The 19,316-nt window shown below is 70.9% G+C and carries 21 protein-coding genes; 9 read left to right on the top strand and 12 right to left on the bottom strand.

Going from position 1 to position 19,316, the window contains the following annotated elements; genetic code table 11:
* Window positions 1–55: 55 nt before the first annotated feature.
* Both IEY63_RS13560 and IEY63_RS13555 read right to left on the bottom strand, forming a co-directional pair.
* Window positions 56–565, bottom strand: a complete 510-nt coding sequence (locus tag IEY63_RS13560; protein ID WP_189069546.1) for a hypothetical protein — start codon at window positions 563–565, stop codon at window positions 56–58.
* Window positions 566–583: 18 nt separating this feature from the next.
* Window positions 584–1,408, bottom strand: a complete 825-nt coding sequence (locus IEY63_RS13555; protein WP_189069545.1) for a response regulator — start codon at window positions 1,406–1,408, stop codon at window positions 584–586.
* 91 nt (window positions 1,409–1,499) lie between these two features.
* Between IEY63_RS13555 and IEY63_RS13550 the strand changes: the two genes are divergently transcribed.
* Together IEY63_RS13550 and IEY63_RS13545 are read left to right on the top strand one after the other, a co-directional pair.
* The gene (locus IEY63_RS13550) at window positions 1,500–2,021 is read left to right on the top strand and encodes a DinB family protein (RefSeq protein ID WP_189069544.1); all 522 of its coding nucleotides are present in this window, start codon (window positions 1,500–1,502) and stop codon (window positions 2,019–2,021) included.
* 56 nt (window positions 2,022–2,077) lie between these two features.
* On the top strand, window positions 2,078–2,707 hold the full coding sequence (locus IEY63_RS13545; protein ID WP_229784711.1) for an HD domain-containing protein: 630 nt from the start codon (window positions 2,078–2,080) through the stop codon (window positions 2,705–2,707).
* 13 nt (window positions 2,708–2,720) lie between these two features.
* Here IEY63_RS13545 and IEY63_RS13540 read toward each other — a convergent pair whose 3' ends face one another.
* From IEY63_RS13540 to IEY63_RS13530, 3 genes are all read right to left on the bottom strand, one after another.
* Window positions 2,721–3,362 carry a histidine phosphatase family protein gene (locus IEY63_RS13540; RefSeq protein WP_189069543.1) on the bottom strand — a complete coding sequence of 214 codons (642 nt, stop codon included), beginning with the start codon at window positions 3,360–3,362 and terminating at the stop codon, window positions 2,721–2,723.
* Window positions 3,359–3,802, bottom strand: coding sequence for an acyl-CoA thioesterase (locus IEY63_RS13535; RefSeq protein WP_189069542.1), 444 nt, complete (start codon window positions 3,800–3,802; stop codon window positions 3,359–3,361). The genes IEY63_RS13540 and IEY63_RS13535 overlap by 4 nt, the downstream gene beginning before the upstream one ends.
* A gap of 341 nt (window positions 3,803–4,143) precedes the next feature.
* Window positions 4,144–4,968: a GNAT family N-acetyltransferase gene (locus IEY63_RS13530; RefSeq protein WP_229784710.1), complete on the bottom strand. Its 825-nt coding sequence runs from the start codon at window positions 4,966–4,968 to the stop codon at window positions 4,144–4,146.
* Between the two features lie 137 nt (window positions 4,969–5,105).
* Here IEY63_RS13530 and IEY63_RS13525 point away from each other — a divergent pair, with 137 nt between their 5' ends.
* Window positions 5,106–5,666 carry a hypothetical protein gene (locus IEY63_RS13525; protein ID WP_189069541.1) on the top strand — a complete coding sequence of 187 codons (561 nt, stop codon included), beginning with the start codon at window positions 5,106–5,108 and terminating at the stop codon, window positions 5,664–5,666.
* Between the two features lie 461 nt (window positions 5,667–6,127).
* Here IEY63_RS13525 and IEY63_RS13520 read toward each other — a convergent pair whose 3' ends face one another.
* Together IEY63_RS13520 and IEY63_RS13515 are read right to left on the bottom strand one after the other, a co-directional pair.
* On the bottom strand, window positions 6,128–6,400 hold the full coding sequence (locus IEY63_RS13520; protein ID WP_189069540.1) for a hypothetical protein: 273 nt from the start codon (window positions 6,398–6,400) through the stop codon (window positions 6,128–6,130).
* A 63-nt stretch (window positions 6,401–6,463) separates the two neighbouring features.
* Window positions 6,464–7,807, bottom strand: a complete 1,344-nt coding sequence (locus IEY63_RS13515) for a DUF4403 family protein (RefSeq protein ID WP_229784709.1) — start codon at window positions 7,805–7,807, stop codon at window positions 6,464–6,466.
* A 785-nt stretch (window positions 7,808–8,592) separates the two neighbouring features.
* On the opposite strand from IEY63_RS13515, the gene IEY63_RS13510 reads away from it, so the two are divergent.
* Entirely contained in the window at window positions 8,593–9,429 is an 837-nt protein-coding gene (locus IEY63_RS13510) for an intradiol ring-cleavage dioxygenase (RefSeq protein WP_229784708.1), read from the top strand.
* Between the two features lie 500 nt (window positions 9,430–9,929).
* Here IEY63_RS13510 and IEY63_RS13505 read toward each other — a convergent pair whose 3' ends face one another.
* The 3 genes from IEY63_RS13505 to IEY63_RS13495 are packed head-to-tail and all read right to left on the bottom strand — an operon-like array spanning window position 9,930 to window position 11,741.
* A complete protein-coding gene (locus tag IEY63_RS13505) occupies window positions 9,930–10,589 on the bottom strand; it encodes a ferric reductase-like transmembrane domain-containing protein (protein ID WP_189069538.1) in 660 nt (219 codons plus the stop codon).
* Window positions 10,586–11,437 carry an FAD:protein FMN transferase gene (locus tag IEY63_RS13500; RefSeq protein ID WP_189069537.1) on the bottom strand — a complete coding sequence of 284 codons (852 nt, stop codon included), beginning with the start codon at window positions 11,435–11,437 and terminating at the stop codon, window positions 10,586–10,588. The genes IEY63_RS13505 and IEY63_RS13500 overlap by 4 nt, the downstream gene beginning before the upstream one ends.
* 1 nt (window position 11,438) lies before the next feature.
* Entirely contained in the window at window positions 11,439–11,741 is a 303-nt protein-coding gene (locus IEY63_RS13495; protein ID WP_189069536.1) for a hypothetical protein, read from the bottom strand.
* 68 nt (window positions 11,742–11,809) lie between these two features.
* Here IEY63_RS13495 and IEY63_RS13490 point away from each other — a divergent pair, with 68 nt between their 5' ends.
* The 5 genes from IEY63_RS13490 to IEY63_RS13470 all read left to right on the top strand — a co-directional run bounded on the left by IEY63_RS13490 (window position 11,810) and on the right by IEY63_RS13470 (window position 17,482).
* Entirely contained in the window at window positions 11,810–12,235 is a 426-nt protein-coding gene (locus IEY63_RS13490; RefSeq protein ID WP_189069535.1) for a secondary thiamine-phosphate synthase enzyme YjbQ, read from the top strand.
* Window positions 12,235–12,519 (top strand): DUF7710 domain-containing protein, encoded by a 285-nt coding sequence (locus tag IEY63_RS13485; RefSeq protein WP_189069534.1) that lies wholly within the window; start codon window positions 12,235–12,237, stop codon window positions 12,517–12,519. The genes IEY63_RS13490 and IEY63_RS13485 overlap by 1 nt, the downstream gene beginning before the upstream one ends.
* 177 nt (window positions 12,520–12,696) lie before the next feature.
* The gene (locus IEY63_RS13480; RefSeq protein WP_189069533.1) at window positions 12,697–13,914 is read left to right on the top strand and encodes an adenylosuccinate synthase; all 1,218 of its coding nucleotides are present in this window, start codon (window positions 12,697–12,699) and stop codon (window positions 13,912–13,914) included.
* A 133-nt stretch (window positions 13,915–14,047) separates the two neighbouring features.
* Window positions 14,048–14,656: a GTP cyclohydrolase I FolE gene (gene folE, locus IEY63_RS13475; protein WP_189069532.1), complete on the top strand. Its 609-nt coding sequence runs from the start codon at window positions 14,048–14,050 to the stop codon at window positions 14,654–14,656.
* 132 nt (window positions 14,657–14,788) lie between these two features.
* Complete coding sequence (locus IEY63_RS13470; RefSeq protein WP_189069531.1) at window positions 14,789–17,482, top strand: HD domain-containing phosphohydrolase; 2,694 nt, start codon at window positions 14,789–14,791, stop codon at window positions 17,480–17,482.
* A 15-nt stretch (window positions 17,483–17,497) separates the two neighbouring features.
* Here IEY63_RS13470 and sufU read toward each other — a convergent pair whose 3' ends face one another.
* Both sufU and IEY63_RS13460 read right to left on the bottom strand, forming a co-directional pair.
* A complete protein-coding gene (gene sufU / locus IEY63_RS13465; protein ID WP_229784707.1) occupies window positions 17,498–17,920 on the bottom strand; it encodes a Fe-S cluster assembly sulfur transfer protein SufU in 423 nt (140 codons plus the stop codon).
* 4 nt (window positions 17,921–17,924) lie between these two features.
* Window positions 17,925–19,103, bottom strand: coding sequence for a M20 family metallopeptidase (locus IEY63_RS13460; protein ID WP_189069530.1), 1,179 nt, complete (start codon window positions 19,101–19,103; stop codon window positions 17,925–17,927).
* Window positions 19,104–19,316: the final 213 nt, after the last annotated feature.

Below are 19,316 nucleotides of genomic sequence, written 5' to 3'. Positions count from 1 at the left end.
TGCACAGGGCCTAGCAGGTGCCTGCACGGTCGGTTTCGCAGGCGCACGCCGCAGGTCAGCCGGTGGCGTGGAGCAGGGTGGGCCGGGCCTCCAGCGCCACGCTCCCCGCGCGGTCCAGACGGTCCAGGACCGCCTCGAACGTCCAGTCCCGCGCCCACACCCGCTTCACCGCCTGAAGGGCCGCCGTGCCCGGCACCAGGAACGTGACCTCCTCGGCCTCCACCTCATCCGCCCGGCGGACCCGCATGCGCGCCCCACCCGGAACGTTCGCGCGGGCCAGAGCGCGGTAGAAGGCCTGCACCGCGTCATCCATCAGGTACGACGTGCGAATCAGGGTCTGCGCCTGCGCTGCCAGCGGCTCCAGCGCGTCCTCGTCAATGCGGGCCGGGCGGATCGGCGCGAACAGCCGCCGCAACTGCTCGGGCAGATTCCCCCCCCGGTAGAACGCCTCCTCAAACGCCGGCGGCACCACCACGCCCGGCGTGCCCAGCGCCAGCAGCCGGGCGGCCTCCGCCTGCACGGCAGGCAGCAGATCAGGGGAACGGGCCTCCGCGAAGGTCAGCATGCCCGCAGCATAAACGGGTCAACCTGCGCGGCGGCGCATCCAGGCCTTCACGCTGCTCGCGCCGGACGTATCCCGCACCAGCACCGCCACGAACCCGTCCTGGGAGGGACACACGACCAGCACCCGCTCCTGAAATTCCAGCTGCGCGGCCTTAAGCGGCGCAAGCACCCGCAGGTGCGGCGCGAGCGTCTGCGCGGCCGTCAGCAGGAACCGCAGGTAGCTGCCCACCTGCACGCCCAGCACCTCCTGAGACGTCAGGGGCTCGCCCCGCCCATTGAACGCGCAGACCGCCGTCACGCCCGGCAGGGCCAGCAGGCCCGCCACGAGAACCTGCGCCTGCTGCCGGGGCCACTCCGGGAGGAGCGCCCCACCCGGGGACGCCGGGCCTGCGGAGGCTCTCCCACTCGTGTCCCGCGCGCCCGCCCGCTGGGAGGCGGCGACCACCGGATCCCGGTCCGGTCGCGGCGGCTGGCGCGCCAGCCAGCCCTGAAGTGCCGGAAACAGCACACCCGGCCGCAGCGGCTTACGCAGGACGTCCAGCACGTCCAGTTCCTGCGCCTGGACCCGCAGGTCCGCCTCGACCCCCCCCGTCATGAACACCACGGGCAGCAGCGGGTGCGCGCGCCGCAACTGCCGCGCGAGGTCCACGCCCCCCATGCCCGGCATGTGCACGTCCGTGAGCACCAGCGCCGTGTCCGCCGTCACGGCCCGCAGCGCCTGCTCGCCACTCTCCGCCGTGACCACGGTCACGTGCGGCGCCAGCAGGTACTCAAGGTGCTGAAGGACCCCCGGGCTGTCATCCACGACCAGAATCGTGGGGCGCCGGGGCGCAGAGCGGGTCATGCGCCCAGCCTACCCCCCACCGTTCCGTCCCGCCAGCGCCGCCCGCCCGGGCCCAGCCGCCCATCGCGCGCGCCGCCGGTATGCTGCGCGCATGACCGCCCCCGACCCCCGCGCGCCCATCGGGCTCATCCCGCCGCTGCCGCGCACCGCAGACACGCCCGGCGCCGTCGCGGCGCGCATGGACGCCGTCACGCTGGCCTGGCAGGACCTCCTGACCGGCACCCCCACCGCACGCCTGGACGCCCGCCCACACCCGCACGGCTGGACCATCACGCAACTGGCGCACCACACCGCGGATGCGCACGCCCACGGCCTGAACCGACTGAAGTACGCCCTCACCACCCCCGCGTATACCATCCAGCCCTTCGATCAGGACGCCTGGCTGACCCTGCCCGACGCCACCCTGCCCGTCCAGGACGCCCTGGACCTCCTGCGCACCACCAACCGCCGCTGGACGACCCTGCTGCGCGCCCTGAGCCCCGCCCAGCTGGACACCAGCCTCACCCACCCGCAGGAAGGCCCCCAGACGCTGTGGGACCTGACCGCCAAGCACGACTGGCACCTGCGCCACCACCTCGCGCAGGCCCAACTGGCGCTCGGGGTGAGCCCCTGAACGGCCTGACCCCCCTGCTGGCCCTCGACGGCCGCCTGCCCCGCGTGTGGGCCTGGGTGCAGACCGAGATGCGCCCCGACGCCGCGCACGACGCCGCGCACCTGGCGCGCGTGGCCCGCTGGACGCTCCGCTGCGCGCCCGACGAGGCGCCCGCCCTGGCCGTCGCCGCCGCCCTGACGCACGACGTCGTGAACCTCCCCAAGAACCACCCGGACCGCGCCCACGCCAGCGACCTCAGCGCCCAGGCCGTCCTCACCCACCTGCCCAGGCTGGGCTTCACCCCGGAGGACACCCACGCCATCGCAGACGCCGTGCGCGACCACAGCTACTCCCGCGGCGCGACGCCCAATACCCCCCTGGGCCGCGCCCTTCAGGACGCCGACCGACTCGACGCCCTGGGCGCCCTGGGCGTGCTGCGCGTCGCGGGCGTCGGCGGGCAGCTGGGCCGCGCCCTGATGCACCCCGACGACCCCTGGGCCGAGGCGCGCGACCCGGACGACCTCCAGTACACCACCGACCACTTCTTCACGAAACTGTTGCGCCTCGACGGCACGTTCCTCACGCCCGCCGGTCAGGCCGAGGCGAGGCGGCGCACCCTCACGATGCGCGCCTTCCTCGCCGAACTCGCCAGTGAACTGGACATCGCCCCACCACGCCACGGGAAAGAGGGCGTCACCGCGGGGTAAGGCCAGCCGCCGGTCAACCGCCGACTGGCTCCTCCAGGTGCGCGTGATCGTTGTACGTCACGAGCGCCCAGCGCGCCCCGGGGCCCCGTCCGGCGCGGGTCAGGGTGGTCAGACTGGTGTGGGACAGCTGGTACGGGAACGGCAGCACGTACCCCGGCTGCGGGTCGGCAGGCCAGCCGAACAGGTCGCACAGCAGCGCGCGGATCGCCGCGCCGTGCGTGAACGCGATTACGCGCCCGCCCGGCACTTCCTCCGCCCAGTCCCGCAGGCGCGCCCCCACCTGCGCCAGGCTCTCCCCACCCGGCGCGGGCGAACCCCACGGATCCAGCTGCCACTGCGCGTACCCCGCGTCGTGCAGCACCTCATCCGTGGTCACACCCTCAAACACCCCGAAATGCAGTTCGCGCAGCCGCACATCCAGCGTGAGCGGCGTCCCCGCCGGCAGGCTCAGCTCCGCCGTGCGGGCCGCGCGCGCCAGATCACTGCTGAACGCCCGGTCAAACGCCCGGCCCGTCAGCCGGGACCGCAGCCGCGCCGCCTGCTCCGCCCCCACTGCGCCCAGCGGCGTATCCGACCAGCCCTGCCAGCGCCCCGCGCCATTCCAGTCCGTCGCGCCGTGCCGCACCAGCGTCAGGTGCAGCCGCTCCTCCGTCACGGACGGGCCTCGAAGTCCGGCTCCGCCGCACTCGTATCCTGGCCCTCCGGCAGGGGCGGCACCGGGCGCGGCCTGCCCTGCTCATCCAGCGCCACGAACACGAAAAAGCCTGTCGTGGCCAGCTCCTGATCCCCTGTCGGCATGTGCTCCCGGTACACGTCCACCCGGATCGTCATGCTCGTGCGGCCCACCCGCACCACCTGCGCGTCCAGCGCCACCGCGTCCGCCACCCGGATCGGCACGTGGAAATCCACGCCGTCCATGCGGGCCGTCACGACATTGCCCCCCGCGTGACGGACCGCCGCGATACTCGCCGCCTTATCCATCAGCGACAGCACCCACCCACCAAAAGCCGTCCCGTGATAGTTCGTGTCCTTCGGGAACACCAGCTCCAGCATGCGCGCGCGACTCCGCGGCGCTTTCCCCATCGTCTCTTCCATACCCTTCACCCCTCTTCGACCTCTTCCGGAATCAGTTGAGTCCCGCAGTGGCCTGCATCAGCGCCGCTGTCCGGACCTCCGCGCGTCCGTGAGTGTACAGGCGCAGGATGCTGCCGGAGCCCGCGCGCCCTGCACAATCTGCAAGGGGCACAGAGGGAGGGGTCATCCTGAGATGGACCGTTGGCCGGTGGTCCAGTGGCCGGAGCGCACGAGTCGATCAGGCACCAGCAGGACGGGGGCCGCTGTGGGCCGCCGGTCTGGCGGCAGGTGACGGTGGGGGCATGCCAGCACGGTCATCCCATCCGGTAAAAACCCAGGCAGGCTGCGGCGCTGTCCGCCGTTCAGCGCCGGGGTTCCTGGCGGGTCCAGATGAAGGGCGTGGTGGTGGTCACGGGCAGCAGCCCACTGCGGTGCAGGATCGGGCGGGACGCGGCGGTGGAGTCGCTGTGCAGGTAGCGCACGCCACGGGCCAGGGCGGACCTGGCCCGCTGCGCGACGAGCGCGCGGTAGATGCCCCGCCCGCGCCATTCAGGGACGGTGCCGCCCCCCCAGATGCCGGCGACCGCCGTGCCGGGTACGACTTCCAGGCGGCCGGTGCAGATGACCTCGCCGTGCGCTTCCGCCACCCAGAACTCCAGAAGGTCCCGGTGCTGCTGGACGCGCAGGGCCAGATCAGCCGCGGAAAACGGCGTGCCGAACGCGCGCTCCTGCGCCGCCGCGGCGCGCATCAGGTCGGGAAGGGGATCCGGTTGATGGTCGATGCGCCGCAGGTGCACGCCGCCGGGCAGGGGCAAGTCCACGGCCAGCAGCGCCGCCTCGCCCAGCATGACGGTTTCCGGCTCCTCGGCGTGCAGGCCGTGCGCGACCAGCCGGTCCGGCAGGTCTGCGGGGGCGTCATGCCCGCGGGTCTTCCATTCAAAGGACGTGACGGGCGTCTGCGTGGCGTAATACGTGACGGTCCGCGCGATCAGGTGGTCAAGGGCCGGGCCGGTGAGGCCACCAAGGTCACGGTACGTGACGAAACCCCGGTCGCCGAACGTGCCGCGCCACAGGGGTCCGTCGCGGGTGACGGTGGTGGCGCCGGTCATCTCGGCCGCCTCGCGGAGTTCAGTGTCATACACGCTGAGCAGCCGCCGGGCCTGCTGGTCCTGATCGGAGGGAAGCACAGCGCAGCCTATCAGTCGGGTGTTGTCAACAAGCCGGCGAGGAGCGCGGGGATCGGGGTTTGTTCACGATGCGCCCGCCTGTCATGACCACGCCATGCCAGGATGACCCGCAGGGCAACACGGCCCGGAGGAGGCAGATGACGAACTGGTGTCAGAACAGGCTGGAAGTGAGCGGCGCGGATGACCTGCTCGCCGCGTGGCGCGCCGCACAGCAGGGCCCGACCCCGGTGTACGGGCGTGGCCGGGCGCCGACGCAGGCGCTGACGTTCAGCGCGCAGGTCCCCGTCCCGGCTGCCGTGCTGGCACGCGGGTACGGCGTGGGCGGCCTGCACGATCTTCAGCGGGCCGTGGCCATCACGGCTGGCGGCGAGGACCCAACGCCGGACGTGCCGCTGGACGGCGCGTCCTGGCAGGCCGTGCACTGGGGCTCCAGCCGGGACGCCGCCGAGGTCACCGTGATCGTCACGCCGGGCAGGCTCACGCTGGATTTCGTGACGGCGTGGGCGGCGCCCGTCCCGTGGCTGGAGGCCACAGCGGCGCGGTGGCCAGCCCTGCGCTTTGAACTGTGGACCATCGAGCCTGGCAACGAGGTGTACGTGCACGCACGTTTGGAGGCTGGTCGGACCACCCTGCTGGAGGAGCGCGCGCCGACCCCTGAGGACCTGCTGGCCTGGGGGTACGACCCGGACGACGCCTAACTTTGGTGGGCGCCACCCTGAAGGGATCGTCGGTGCAGCTGGAACAGACAGCCGCAGGCTCACGCCCAGGGACTGCTGCACGGAGCGCTATCCATCTGCGCTGTGCCTGAACTTGCAGATGACGGAGATGCGGCCGGGCGCGAGCCGTTCAGCGGCGAGCACAAGGGCGGCGCACAGGACGCGGAGAGCGTGGGGATGCGGCGTGACCAGGGACACCGCAGGTGAATGGGTGCCCGGCGCGCTGTCGACAGAGTGCTTAGGAGCCCCTGCCCCTTCAGGTCCCATTGGCTGCCGGTCCCTGGTGAACCGTCCAGGGGCGCCCCGCACGAGCGCGCCCAGAGGATGGCCCCCTCCCTATGTTGTGGGGCTGCGACCAACCCAGGTTCAGCGGGCAGGGGGCGGAGTTCCGCGGTGCGGGCGGCCTCCTTCCCGCAGGGGCAGTGAGCTTCTCCAGCGACAGGTTAGTGGGTGTCTTCCAGGGCGTGCACCAGCTGAGCCGCCTCGCAGGCCGCCCGCACCGCCTCGTCCTGCTGGGCGGGGGGCGCGCCCGTCGTGTTCCGGTCCGCCGCCGACGCGCACGAGGGGAGCAGCCCGGTGGTCTGGCCGGGGGTCGATCGTGGCGTTACTGCTGCCGGGGCGGGATGCAGGAGCCGGTTGCAGCTGGACCACACGGCGGGCACCACGAAGGACAGGGCGGCCAGACCGAGGTGCACGGTGAAGCGTCGGGGCGACATGCTTACATCCTGCGCCGCACCCACTGACAGGGCTCTGCGCGCGCCAGGGGAAGGCGGTTCGGTTTAGCGGGTGGCGCTGGCGTCCACCGTGGCGTTCAGGGTGCCCAGGGCCTCGCCGGTCACGATCAGGGCGTCCGGGGTGACGCGCACATCCGTGACGCTCAGGGACCGCAGCGTGCCGCTCAGGGTCACGCCGGGGGTGGGCGTGAAGGGCAGGCGCGTCTGCATCTGCGCGCGCACGGCGTCCAGTCGCGGCCGCAGGTCGAAGCGGGCGGCCTGCGCCACGTACGCCTGCGCGCGGGCGTCCGCCAGCCACGCCAGCGCGCGTCCCGTCAGGCCCTCGCGGCGCGTGCGGACCGTGACGTTCTTCAGGGTCAGGACCTGTCCGGCGGCGTCCAGGGTGGGCGTGCCGCGCACGTCCGCCGTGGCATTCAGTTTCAGGCCCAGCGGCCCGCTGATCTGGAGGCTCACGGCCGCGTTCAGGGCTGCGCCCGCCGCGCTCAGGGTCACGCCGGTCACGCGGAGCGTGGGTGAGGTCGGGACGGGCAGCGTCAGGGTGCGCTTCGCGGCCTCCCGCGTGGCCGCCGCCGACAGTTCCGGGTAGGGGAGACGGGCAGGCACGCTGAGGTTCACGTCTGGGGTCAGCGTCTCGCTGCGGCGCAGGGGCGGGAGGGGCTGGGCCACCTGGGCGGGCGCGCGGCCCAGTCCGGCGTCCAGGCGCAGCTGCGCGCCCAGCGTGACCTTCAGTGCGTCCGGCGTGAAGCGGAACGGCGAGACGCTCAGGTTCAGGGGCGTCACGCGCGCGTACGCGGGGTCCGGTGTGGGCAGCGTCCACGGCTGCTGCGCGCGCGCCCACAGCGTCCCCGCCCGCTCCCGCAGCCGCGCCTGCTCCCGCACGGACGTCCGCACCTGCGCCGCCAGTGCGTCCAGCTGCGCGCGCACCTGCGCGTCCACCAGGGACTGCACGCTGACCCGCACGCCCTGCGCCAGTTCCACACTCAGCGGGTCCGTCCAGGCGTAGTCGCCTTTCACCGCCACGTCCGCTTCCCAGTCGGGCGTGACAGTCGGCACCACCGTCAGGGCCACGGTCGCCTCGCCACCAAAGTCACGCGCCAGGAACGCCCCCACCCCGCCCGGCTCGGCCCGGAAGGCCGCGCGGATCGGCACGCTGACCCGCAGGCCCGAGCCGTCCGGAAGTGAGCGCACCTGCACGTGCCCCGCCCGCGTCACCATCCCCGACAGCGAAACCGTCAGCAGACCGCCCAGGAATGACCGCTGTTCATTCACCCGCGCGAACTCCAGCGGCACCCGCGCGTTCGCCGCGCCCTGCACGCCCGCCAGCGGTACCGACACCGGCACCGTGAGCGTCGAGGGAGCAGGAGCGGCCAGCGCGGCGGGAGCAGTCATGACGGCAGTCAACACGACCGGCGTGAGGAAACGCATCAGGCGAACGGACGACACAGTCGGAGGCGAGGCGGGCATCCCCCAGACGCTACCCGCCCCGCATGAATATTTCACTCGCCTGCCGTAAATCAAATTGCGCCGGCGTAGAATTGAGGCGCGGGGTATAAGTGGCCTTGTGACCACATTGCGGAAATTTATTGAAATTGAATCGAAAGTATTCTTCTGGGCCAACCTGCTTCTGCCCATAGCTTGGTAAGCCTTTATCACAATGACTTCGACGACGGGATTCAGAGGGGCTAATGTCATTCCGAATGCGGCAGCCTTTTTCTCTGCACTTCAGATGCTGCCACTCTGTATCGGATGGGCGAAATCCCGCCCTATTCAAGCTGGAAGATGGGAAATTGTCCTTCTGATACTCATGTTGATGTACCCCATCACATTCCTCATCGTGTTTACTGGGCCTTTGCTCTACTCTGAGGCCATTGCGTTATGTCTTCCGTTAATTCCTGCCTATGGGATTGCTTACGGTGTCGTCGTCGCGCGAAAGACAAGACTTATGTGGACTGGTGTGCCGTCAGCTTTGTTGGCCATGGTATCGATTGCTTTCTATTGGGTTATTCAGGCCGTAGTGGGGTAAGAGAACCAACCTCTCTGTGCTTGATCGTGTTGGGTCGCATGATTCCTGCGGGTGCATCGCCTCTGAGTGAGGTCGTACCCCTTGGATTAACCAACCGTGCCTACTCTCACGGTGCAGCGCCCCCATCTCCACGCGGCGCGCAGGAGCCCCCATGAACGAGCCGATCCGCCCGTACCCCGCCGACGACCACGATCACCACGACGACCTGAACAACCTGGGCCTCCAGGCGGACGCGAACATGCTGAGCCGCAGCGTCCTCGACCGCCGCCACGTGCTGGGGCTGGGCCTGCTCGGCATCGGGCTGCTCGCCGGGAACCGCGTCAGCGCCGCCACCGGCACCAGCGCCGCGTGCACCGTCATGCCCACCGAAACCGCCGGGCCGTACCCCGCTGACGGCTCGGTCGCCAGCGGTCAGAGCCTCAACGTCCTGACCCGCAGCGGTATCGTCCGCCGCGACCTGCGCCGCAGCCTCGGCACCGGCAACGTGGCCCCCGGCGTGCCCCTGACCCTCACGCTGAAACTCGTCAACGTCAGCGGCAGCTGCGCCCCCCTGCGCGGGTACGCCGTGTACGTCTGGCACTGCACCGCCGACGGCAACTACAGCATGTACAGCGCCCCCGTCGTCAGCGAGGACTACCTGCGCGGCGTGCAGGCCAGTGACGCGGGTGGCAACGTCACCTTCCAGACCATCGTGCCCGGCTGCTACCCCGGCCGCTGGCCTCACATTCACTTCGAGGTGTACCCCACCCTCGCCAGCGCCACGAGCGCCAGGAACAAGGTTCAGACCTCACAGCTGGCCCTCCCGCAGGCCCTGTGCCAGCAGGCGTACACCCAGGCGGCTTACGGCAGCAGCGCCCGCTTCCTGACCCAGACCAGCCTGAGCCGCGACAACATCTTCAGCGATGGGGCCGCCACGCAGCTGCCCACGATCACCGGCAACGCCACCAAGGGTTACTCGGCCACCCTGACCGTCGGCCTCGCCCGCTGACGCACCACCCACCGCGCCGCCCGGAGCCGTCAGGACCGGGCGGCCCTTCTGCCGGTACAGTTCAGGTCATGGCTCAGAAGCAGGCTGGGCGCAGCCTGTCACTCCTGTATGGATGGCCTGAACAGGACTGGGGCATCGTCAACGCCGATCCGCACCGGGCTCAGAACTTCGCCGCCTTCTAACGGGAACATGCGAGTCACTTCGCCGACCGGGCGACCGAGTTCTACCTGGGTGAACTGCTGCTGGAATCGGTCAACGATGCCCTGCGGTCAGGTCGCTGACAGAGCCGCGCAGGAGTGGGTGCAGGCCATTCTGCGACGCCGCTCTCAGGAGGCGACGGCAGCACGCCTCGCCTGCTGGGTGAACCTCGATCAGGCGGGCAATCTGGAAGAGAAGCAGCGGTGGCCGGTGTGTCGGCTGTTGCGTGCCGGACGGAACGGGTACACGGCAGATGAAGGTCCCCTCGACCAGTCACGGTGAGGGGACCAGGGGGCGGGTCTTCAGCGTGCGGCGCGGCGTTTCCCGGTTTCTTCCAGCAGGCGCAGGCCGAAGGTGAAGGCCACGAGGGCCACGGACGTGGCGTACAGCGGCCCCAGCTGATCGGTGCCGGCCGTGACGCCGTGCGCGGTGAGGAGCGCGAAGGCGGGGTACGCCGTGAGGTGCAGCGCCTTCCACACGCGGGGGCTGAGGCGGCGCCGGGCGCGGTTACTGAGGATCACCAGCGCCAGTCCGTACAGGCCCAGGGTGCCCAGCGCGACCGGGAGGGGCAGCACGCGGCTCGCGCCGGGGATCAGGACGGCCAGCAGGGACTGCGGGTACGTGGCGTCCACGGTCAGCAGGAGGCCGTGCAGCGTGCCCAGGGCGAGGGCGAAGCCGCTGGCAATGCCGTGCCAGCCGGCCTGCTGGGCGCGGCTGAGCCACGCGGGGGCGGAGCGGCTGCCCAGCAGTGCCCCGGTGGCGGTCGTGACGGCCAGCAGCAGGTACGCGACGGTGCCGGTGGCGCGGTTGAGGCTCCACGCCAGGGTGTGCGGCCCGAGGTGCAGCCAGCACGCTAGGTAGGCCAGCGCGAAGATCAGGAGCAGCGTGGCCGTCAGGGTCGTGTTGCGTTCGTCGTCCAGCACGCTGTTCACGCTAGGTCTGCTGGGCGGACGGGTGGTCATGCGGCCCACCTGCCCCACGAGCCGTCTTCCCAGGTGTGGGCGCGGTACGCGTCATCGAACGCGATCAGTCGCGTGCCAGGCGGGGCGAGGTCGCGCAGCAGGTCGTCTGCGCCTAGCAGCGCCAGTTTCGCCAGGGTTTCCGCGACGGTCACGCGGCCCGCCACGGCCGTGACCTGCACCCACGGCGTGACGGCAGGGCGGGCGGTGCGCGGATCGATCAGGTGATGCCCGCCCGCCCAAGCGCGCGTCAGGACGCTGCTGGTGGCCACGCCACTGACGCCCGAGCCGACGTTCAGGAACAGCGGCGACCCGTCCGGGGTGCGGACGCCCAGCGTGCCGGGCTGCGTGAACTGCGCGTGCAGGTCCCCGCCCGCGTCCAGCAGCGCGTCCCCGGTCAGGCAGCGGGCGGCCTGCGTGGCGATCCAGCTCTTGGCGGTGCCGCCCAGATCCAGCCGCACACCGCGCGGCAGGCGGATCAGGTCGTCGTGCACCGTCACGCCCGCCAGCACGTCCAGCCCCGGCACGGGCGCAGCGGGGCGCCTGGGCCCGGCTCCGGGCGCGGTGGTATACCCGGCGGCTTCCAGGGCGCTGAGCACGGCGGGCGTGATCAGGCCGCGCGTGCGGTGGGCCACGTCTAGCGCGTGCGTCAGCGCCAGCCGCAGGTCGGCGGGCGGGTCGCGCAGTTCCCCGCAGGCGTTCAGCTCCGTCAGCGGTGAGGGCCGGAAGCGGGTCAGCAGGCGTTCCAGGCGGCGCACCTCACGCAGCGCCGCGAACGCCCCGGCCCCCTGCGCGCGAACCTCGGTGCCCAGCGCGCGCAGGCTCAGGTCGGGGCAGGACGGGGCGGTCATCTCACGACCCCCGCGACCAGCCACGCGAACTCTGCGCGGGCTGCGAGTCGAACGAACTCTGCGGCGCGGCCTGCCCCCAGTCGTCACTGTCCTGCCACCCGTCATCCTGCGCGGAGGCACTGGCCCAGGTGTCCGTGGAATCTGGCTGCGTGGCCGTCTGCGCCGAGGTCGCGTGCGCACTGCGGTCCAGCCACAGCGTCGTCAGGCCCAGCGACAGGCTCCCGGTCAGCAGCAGCAGTGTGCCGGTCGCGCGCCGCGCGTCAAAGAGCTTCAGGGGTGGGCGGGCAGGGGGTCTGGGCGTCATGCCTCACGGTGCGTCCCCCCGGTTAAACCGCCGCAAAGAACCCGGACCGTTGAAGGTACCCTGAGGGCATGTGGGCCCAGCACACCCTGACCCTGCCCGAACGGCGGCGCGGCTTTCACCTCATCACCCGCGAGATTGTCGGGGCCATTTCAGAACTGGGGCGCACCCGCGCCGGACTGCTGCACGTGTTCATTCAGCACACCAGCGCCAGCCTCACCCTGAACGAGAACGCCAGCCCCGACGTCCGCCGCGACTTCGAGACGTACTTCAACCACGCCGTTCCCGACGGCTGGGCGCCTTTCCAGCACACCCTGGAGGGCCCGGACGACATGGCCGCGCACATCAAGGCCAGCCTCCTGGGCCCCAGCCTGACCCTTCCCGTCCAGAATGGCCGCCTCGCGCTGGGCACGTGGCAGGGCGTGTATCTCTGCGAACACCGCGACCACGGCGGCCCGAGAAGACTGGTGCTCACGCTGACGGGAGAAGTGATGTGATGGAAGTCTGGGTCTTTCATGGTCAGGAGGCCCGCCTGGCCTCAGGCGTGTTCTCCACCCGCGAGCAGGCCGAGAACTGGATTCGGCGTTATGGCCTGACCGGACTGCTGACCTCATATCCGCTGGGTGAAGGGATGTATGACTGGGCGGTTACCAACACGCCGTTTCGTGCCAAACGTGCTGACCAGACCACGCCGGGCTTTATCGGGAGGTTCACCAGTGCGTACCGCCCGCATGAGCACTTCAGAGAGGGAAGAGGATCTACAGAGCGCGAAGACACCTGAACGGCGCACGGGTTGTGACAGGGTTTGAGTGCCTCCTGTCCGGCCCGGGTAAACAAGTCCTGCCGGGTGGCCTGACATTTCCCGTACACTGAGGCACGGTGCTGCGCGCCGTGTTTTTTTTGCCGGGCTTCGGTCTGGCGGGAAGGGCAAGTCTGTGCGCGTGGCCGGAGGGCTGAGATGCCTGGAATTGCAATTGTGGGCGCCCAGTGGGGCGATGAGGGCAAGGGGAAGATCACGGATTTTCTCGCGCCGGAAGCCGAATTCGTGGTGCGCTACCAGGGTGGCGCGAACGCCGGGCACACGGTGACCGCGAAGGGGCAGACGTTCAAGCTGAACCTGCTGCCCAGCGGCGTGCTGCACGACGGGACGGTCAGCGTGCTGGGCGACGGCATGGTGATCGACCCGGATAAGTTCCTGGAGGAACGCCGGAACCTGATCGCGGGTGGCCTGAACCCGGACCTGCGGATCAGTGACCGGGCGCATCTGGTGCTGCCTCATCACAAGTTCGTGGATGGCCGCAAGGACTTCGTGGGCACGACCGGGCGCGGGATTGGCCCGGCGTACGCGGACCGCGCGCGCCGCGTTGGCATCCGCTTTGGTGATCTGCTGGATGACGGCGTGCTGACTGAGCGGGTCGAGCGGCTGCTGGAAGCGAAGCCGAACAGCACCCGTGACGCAGGCTGGACGAGCGTGCAGGTGGCCATGGAGGCCCTGGCGCCGGTGCGCGAGGCGCTCTCGCCGTTCGTGCAGGACACCGGCGCGCAACTGCGGGACGCCATCAAGGAGGGCCGGAACGTGCTGTTCGAGGGTGCGCAGGCGACCCTGCTCGACCTGAACTACGGCACGTACCCCTTCGTGACCAGCAGCCACCCCACGGTGGGCGGCATCCTGGTGGGTGCGGGCGTGAACCATAAGGCCATTCACAAGGTGTACGGCGTGGCGAAGGCCTTCAACACCCGCGTCGGGCACGGGCCGTTCGTGACCGAGGTGCATGACGAGGCCGGGATTCTGCGCCTGCGTGGCGACGGCAGCAAGCCCTGGGATGAGTACGGCACGACCACCGGGCGTCCGCGCCGGGTGGGCTGGCTGGACCTGGCGCTGCTGAAGTACGCGGTGGACGTGAACGGCCTGGACGGGCTGGTCATCAACAAGATGGACATCTTGGCGGGCCTGGAGGAAATCCCGGTCTGCGTGGCGTACGACGCGGACGGTCAGCCCGTCTGGAAGAAGATGAAGGGCTGGGCGACCACGGACGGCGCTGACAGCCGCGCGACGCTCGCGAAGGAAGCGCAGGCGTACCTGGACCTGATCGAGGAGACCGTGGGCTGCCCCGTGGTGATCTTCTCGGCGGGCCCGGCGCGTGAGCAGACGTACGGTCAGGTCAGCTGGACCTGATCTCATGGCCCGGCTACCTGCGGGTGAGGGCCGGGGATGCAGTTGACAGTGCCGCGAGGGGCGTTCGCCTAGACTCGCGGCATTGCCGTGCTGGGCTGGCCTGAGGGGCCGGGCCGGGAAAGGAGTGAGGACGTTGACGACCGAATCAGTGAAACGCCCCGATGATCAGGGGGAAGTGCCGGGCCTGAGCGCCCTGACGCGCGAGTGGCTGGGCGCGGTCGGGGAGGACCCGGACCGCGAGGGGCTCGTGAGAACGCCGCACCGCGTGGCGAAAGCCTGGGGGTTCCTGACCGCCGGGTACGGGCGCACCCTGGAGGACGCGGTGGGTGAGGGCGTGTTCGCCGCCGAGGGGAGCGAGATGGTGATCGTGAAGGACATTGAGTTCTACTCGATGTGCGAGCACCACATGCTGCCGTTCTATGGGCGGGCGCACGTGGCGTACATCCCGGATGGGAAGATTCTGGGCCTGAGCAAGTTCGCGCGGATCGTGGACCTGTACTCGCAGCGCCTGCAGGTGCAGGAGCGCATCACGACGCAGGTCGCGGACGCCGTGCAGGACCTGCTGGCGCCCAAGGGCGTGGCCGTCATGATGGAGGGCGTGCACCTGTGCATGGCGATGCGGGGCGTGCAGAAGCAGAACAGCAGCACCACGACCAGCGCCATGCGCGGCCTGTTCAAGAGTGACGCCCGCACGCGCGCGGAGTTCATGAGCGCCGTGCAGGGCACCCTCCGGGGCCGCTGACCGCACCCGGTGCTGGGCGGGGGGCTCGCGCGGGCCCTCCCGCTGCTTTTATGCTGTGAGCGTTCACGCCAGAGTCCTGTGTGAGCGGTGTCAGGGTGGGACTGCTACGCTTCGTTGACAGTCGGGGTCGTTGTGCTGCTGAATCTTTGCCTACTGCTCACCTGCACGTTCGTGCTCAGCCTCTCCTATCGTGAGTGGCCGGTGCGTCGCGCGTGGTGGCTGCACGCGGCCCGGATCCTGATTTCGGCCGTCACGTCGGGGCTGCTGGTGTGGTACAGCGCGCCGCTGGGGGACCTGAAGGTGGACCTGCGGTACGTGCCGGTGGCGCTGGTCACCATGCGGTACGGGGTGGCGGCCGGGGCGCTGGTGGCGCTGGCGCCGGTGGCGTGGCGCCTGCTGGAATCCCCGGTGGGTGGGGCGGTGGCGCTCACGAACGCCCTGACGGTGCTGGTGCTGGCGGGTGTGCTGCGCTCGCGGCTGCGCCTGACCCAGTTGCAGCCGCTGGCGTGGCCGCTGCTGTTCGTGCCGTACCTGGGAGTGGGCCTGGCGGTGTTCGTGGTGCCGGGCGCGCGGCCCATCGCGTGGTGGCTGTACCTGGGCATGCTGGGGATGCACGGCCTGGCGACGCTGGCGGCGCTGGTGGTGCTGCACACGCGGCTGCGCCTGCTGCGCCTGACGTTCGAGGCGCGCCAGCAGTCGCGGCGCGACGAGCTGACGTCCCTGGGCAACCGGCAGGCGTTCGATGAGCACCTGGCGCGGCTGGAGCCGGGGCAGCAGCTGGTGCTGCTGGACGTGGATCAGTTCCGCCTGCTGAACGAGAACCACGGGGCGGCCGTGGGGGACCGGGCGCTGCAGTACATCGCGCAGGTGCTGCGGGATGAGGTGCCGGACGGCGCGTACCGCCTGAGCGGGGAGGAGTTCGCGCTGCTGCTGGACCTGGGCAGCGAGACCGAGGCGCGCGCTGTCGTGGAGCGCATTCAGGTGCGGCTCGCGGACCGGGGGGAGGTGCCGTGGGCGAACCTGAGCCTCTCGGCGGGGCTCGCCACGCGCCTGCCGCGCGAGCAGCCGGGCGAGCTGCGCCACCGGGCGGATGAGGCGCTGTACGTGGCGAAAGCCAATGGCCGCAGCCGCCTGGTCCTCAGCCCGAACGCGCCGCGTCCGCCCGCGCCTGCGGCCCCACAGGCGGAGATCCGCCCGCGGCACTCGCTGTGGCAGGCGCAGCGGACCACCGTGAGCCTCATGACGCAGCGGCGCCCGCTGACGGGCGCGGACTGGCTGCTGGTGCTGCGCAGCGCGGTGGACACCCTGGACGGCGTGGAGGCCGCCAGCCTGAACATCCGCGAGGGCAACCGCTTCCGGATGTGCGCGGTGGTCGGCTACGACCCGGAGCTGCTGGGCCTGGAGTTCACGGAGGCCGTGCAACTGCGCTGGTACGGCGGTCCGCTGGCCGAGTGGTTGCAGGGCCGGCCGCGCGTGGCGAACATGACCGCCATGCAGCGCGCCTGGGTGGAGGAAGGCGAGGTGCTCGGGGACCGGGCCAGCCTGCTGCTGCGGGACGCCGGGCACCGGGACCGGCTGCGCAGCAACCTGTGCGTGCCGGTGGTGCTGGACGGCGAGGTGGTCGCGCACCTGAACCTGGATTCGCACACGCGCGAGGAGGCGTTCCTGCCGGGCGTCATGCAGGACGCGCAGCTGTTCGCGCAGCAGATCGCGGCGCTGCTGCAACTTCAGGACCGCTGGCGGGAACTGGAGCAGCTGTCGCACCTGCACAGTGACCTGAGCCGCGCCGGGGATGAGCAGCTGGGCGCGCACCTGGCCGAGACCGCGCATGACCTGCTGCGCACCACGTACACGCTGCTGCTGCGCTACGACCCGTACACGGACGCGCTGGTGCCCGCCGCGGAGGCCGGGGTGTTCCTGGACCCGCAGGAGCCCGCGCCGACCCTGGCGCGCGGTGAGGGCATGGCGTGGCGGGCCCTGTCGTCCGGGAGGGTCATCCGCGTGGATGACATCCTGAATGCGCGCGGCGCGTACCGGCCGGCCACGAGTCACCCGGACCGGCGCGCGCTGATGGTCGTGCCGCTGCTGTCCCGCACCGGGGACCCGCTGGGGGCGCTGTGCCTGCTGCGGGATGAGCACCGGCCGTTCCGCGCGCCGGATGAGGCGCTGGCGCAGATGCTGGCCAGCGTAGGCGCGCGGGTCATGGAGGGCCGCGCGCACGTCACGGACCTGGAGATCACGCTGGACGCCGCGCTGAACATGCTGGGCGTGGCCCTTGAGGCGCGGGATTTCGAGACGCAGGGGCACACGCAGCGCGTGCAGGACCTCGCGCGGCGCATGGGTGAGGCGCTGCACCTGAGTGACGCGCAGCTCACGGCCCTGCGCCGCGGCGCGGCGCTGCACGACATCGGCAAGCTGTGCATTCCGGACGCGGTGCTGCTCAAGCCGGGCGCCCTGACGCCCGAGGAGCGGCGCGTAGTCGAGCGGCACGCGCCGCTGGGCGCGGCCCTGGTCGCCCGCATTCCCTTCCTGGATCCGGACGCGCAGCAGGTGGTGCGCCATCACCACGAACGCTGGGACGGCGGCGGGTACCCGGACGCCCTGGCGGGCACGCAGACACCCCTGCTGGCCCGGCTGTTCGCGCTGTGCGACGTGTACGACGCCCTGACCAGCGAGCGGCCCTACAAGCGCGCCATGAGTCACGAGGCGGCGCTGACCGTACTCAGGGGCGGGCGCGGCACGCAGTTCGATCCGGACCTGCTGGACGTGTTCTGCCGGGTGGTCACGCCCCGGCCCAGCCTCGGCCCGTCCCCCGACCTGACCTGAGCCCCGCGGCGAACCTCAGTCGGCGCGCGGCAGCGCCTGCTCCAACGCCCGCCACGCGAGCAGCGCGCACTTGCGCCGCGCGTGCAGGCGGCTGACGCCCGCCAGGGCCAGCAGGTCCCCCAGGTCGGCTGGACCCTCGGCCTCGCCTAGGATCATCGCCTGGAACTGCCCGGCCAGTGCGCGGGTCTCTGCCAGGGTCTTCCCGGTCAGCGCGACCGTCATCAGGCTGGCGCTGCTCTGACTGATCGCGCAGCCCTTCCCGGTGAAGGTCAGGCCGGTCAGTCGGCCCTCCCGCACGTCGGCCCAGACGGTCACCTGATCCCCGCAGCCCGGGTTGTCCAACGTGACCCCATCCACGCCGTCCAGCGCCCCGATGTGACGCGGTCGGCGCTGGTGATCGGCGATGATCTGCTTGGCGACCGCCTCGGGCAGCAGCACGGCGTTACTCCGGCTGGGCGAGGCGCAGCGCGGCGGCGCTCAGCATCCGCACGCCGGTCTCCAGGCTGGTCTCATCGATCGTGAAGCGCGGGTGGTGGTGCGGCCAGCGGCTGTCGGCCTCATCGCTGCCCGAACCGACGTTGAAGTACGCCCCGGGCGCCTTCTCCAGGTACGCGCTGAAATCCTCGCCGCCCATGGTGGGTTTCGCGTCGCGGAAACGGTCCTCGCCCACCTCGTCCAGCGCCACGGCTTTCAGCTGCGCGGCCACCCAGTCCGTGTTGATCAGCGGACGGTACCCGAACTCGTAGCGCAGGTCGTACGTGGCGCCGTGCGCGTCGCACAGGCCCCGGACCACCCGCTCAATCAGCTGCGGCGCCCGCTCGCGCAGCGCCGGGTCGAAGGTGCGGACCGTGCCCATCAGTTCCGCCGTGTCGGGAATGACGTTGTGCGTGGTGCCGCTCGAGAATTTCGTGATGCTGACCACCAGCGCGTCCTGCGCGGCCACCATGCGGCTCACGACATGCTGGAGGTTCGTGACGACCTGCGCGCCCACCGCAATGGGATCCACGGTCTCCTCGGGGTGCGCGCCGTGCCCGCCCCTACCGCGAATGGTCAGCTCGATCGTGTCGGGCGCCGCCATGAACGCGCCGGGCTTCACGGCCACCACCCCGGCGGGCAGCTGGCTGTTCAGGTGCAGGCCCGTGACGACGTCCACGCCGTCCATCAGCGGGGTGTTCATGACCAGTTCCTCTGCGCCGCCGGGCCCAATCTCCTCGGCGTGCTGGAAGATCATGCGGATCTCGCCGGGCACGCGCGCCGCGTCCCCGGCGAGCAGTTTCGCCACGCCCAGCAGGATCGCGGTGTGCCCGTCGTGCCCGCACGCGTGCATCACGCCGGGCTTCTGCGAGGCGAACTCGAAGGTGTTCTCCTCGTGGATGGGCAGCGCGTCAATGTCGGCGCGCAGCAGCACCGTCCGGCCCGGCTGCCCGCCCTTCAGGACGGCCAGCACGCTGGTCGCGGTGGGCCGCGAGACGCTCAGGCCCGGCATGGCGCGCAGCTGCGCTTCGATGTACGCGGCGGTCGCGTGCTCCTCGAAGCCCACCTCGGGGTTCATGTGCAGGTGCCGCCGCCACGCCACGAGCTGCTCACGAAGTTCCTCCACCCGGTCACCAGTTGCGGTCATGCCCCAGCCTAGCGCCTCCCGCGCGCGGGCGTCCGCCGCGCCCCACCTCATCCCGATTTCGTGGACGTGTCACGCCGGGCTGCCTGACCACGCAGGAGGGCACCCGCCTTCAGGTCATTCCGGACCCCCGGAGTGCCGCCGGAGGTTCCGGGCGGGCCGCAGCCGAACCTGAAGGAACCTGAGCTGGCCTTCAGCAACTTTCCTGCCCCGTAT

Source organism: Deinococcus radiotolerans (assembly GCF_014647435.1).
GTDB lineage: Bacteria > Deinococcota > Deinococci > Deinococcales > Deinococcaceae > Deinococcus > Deinococcus radiotolerans.
Note: the sequence above shows the minus strand (reverse complement) of the source record. Positions and strands in the feature narration are given on the sequence as shown.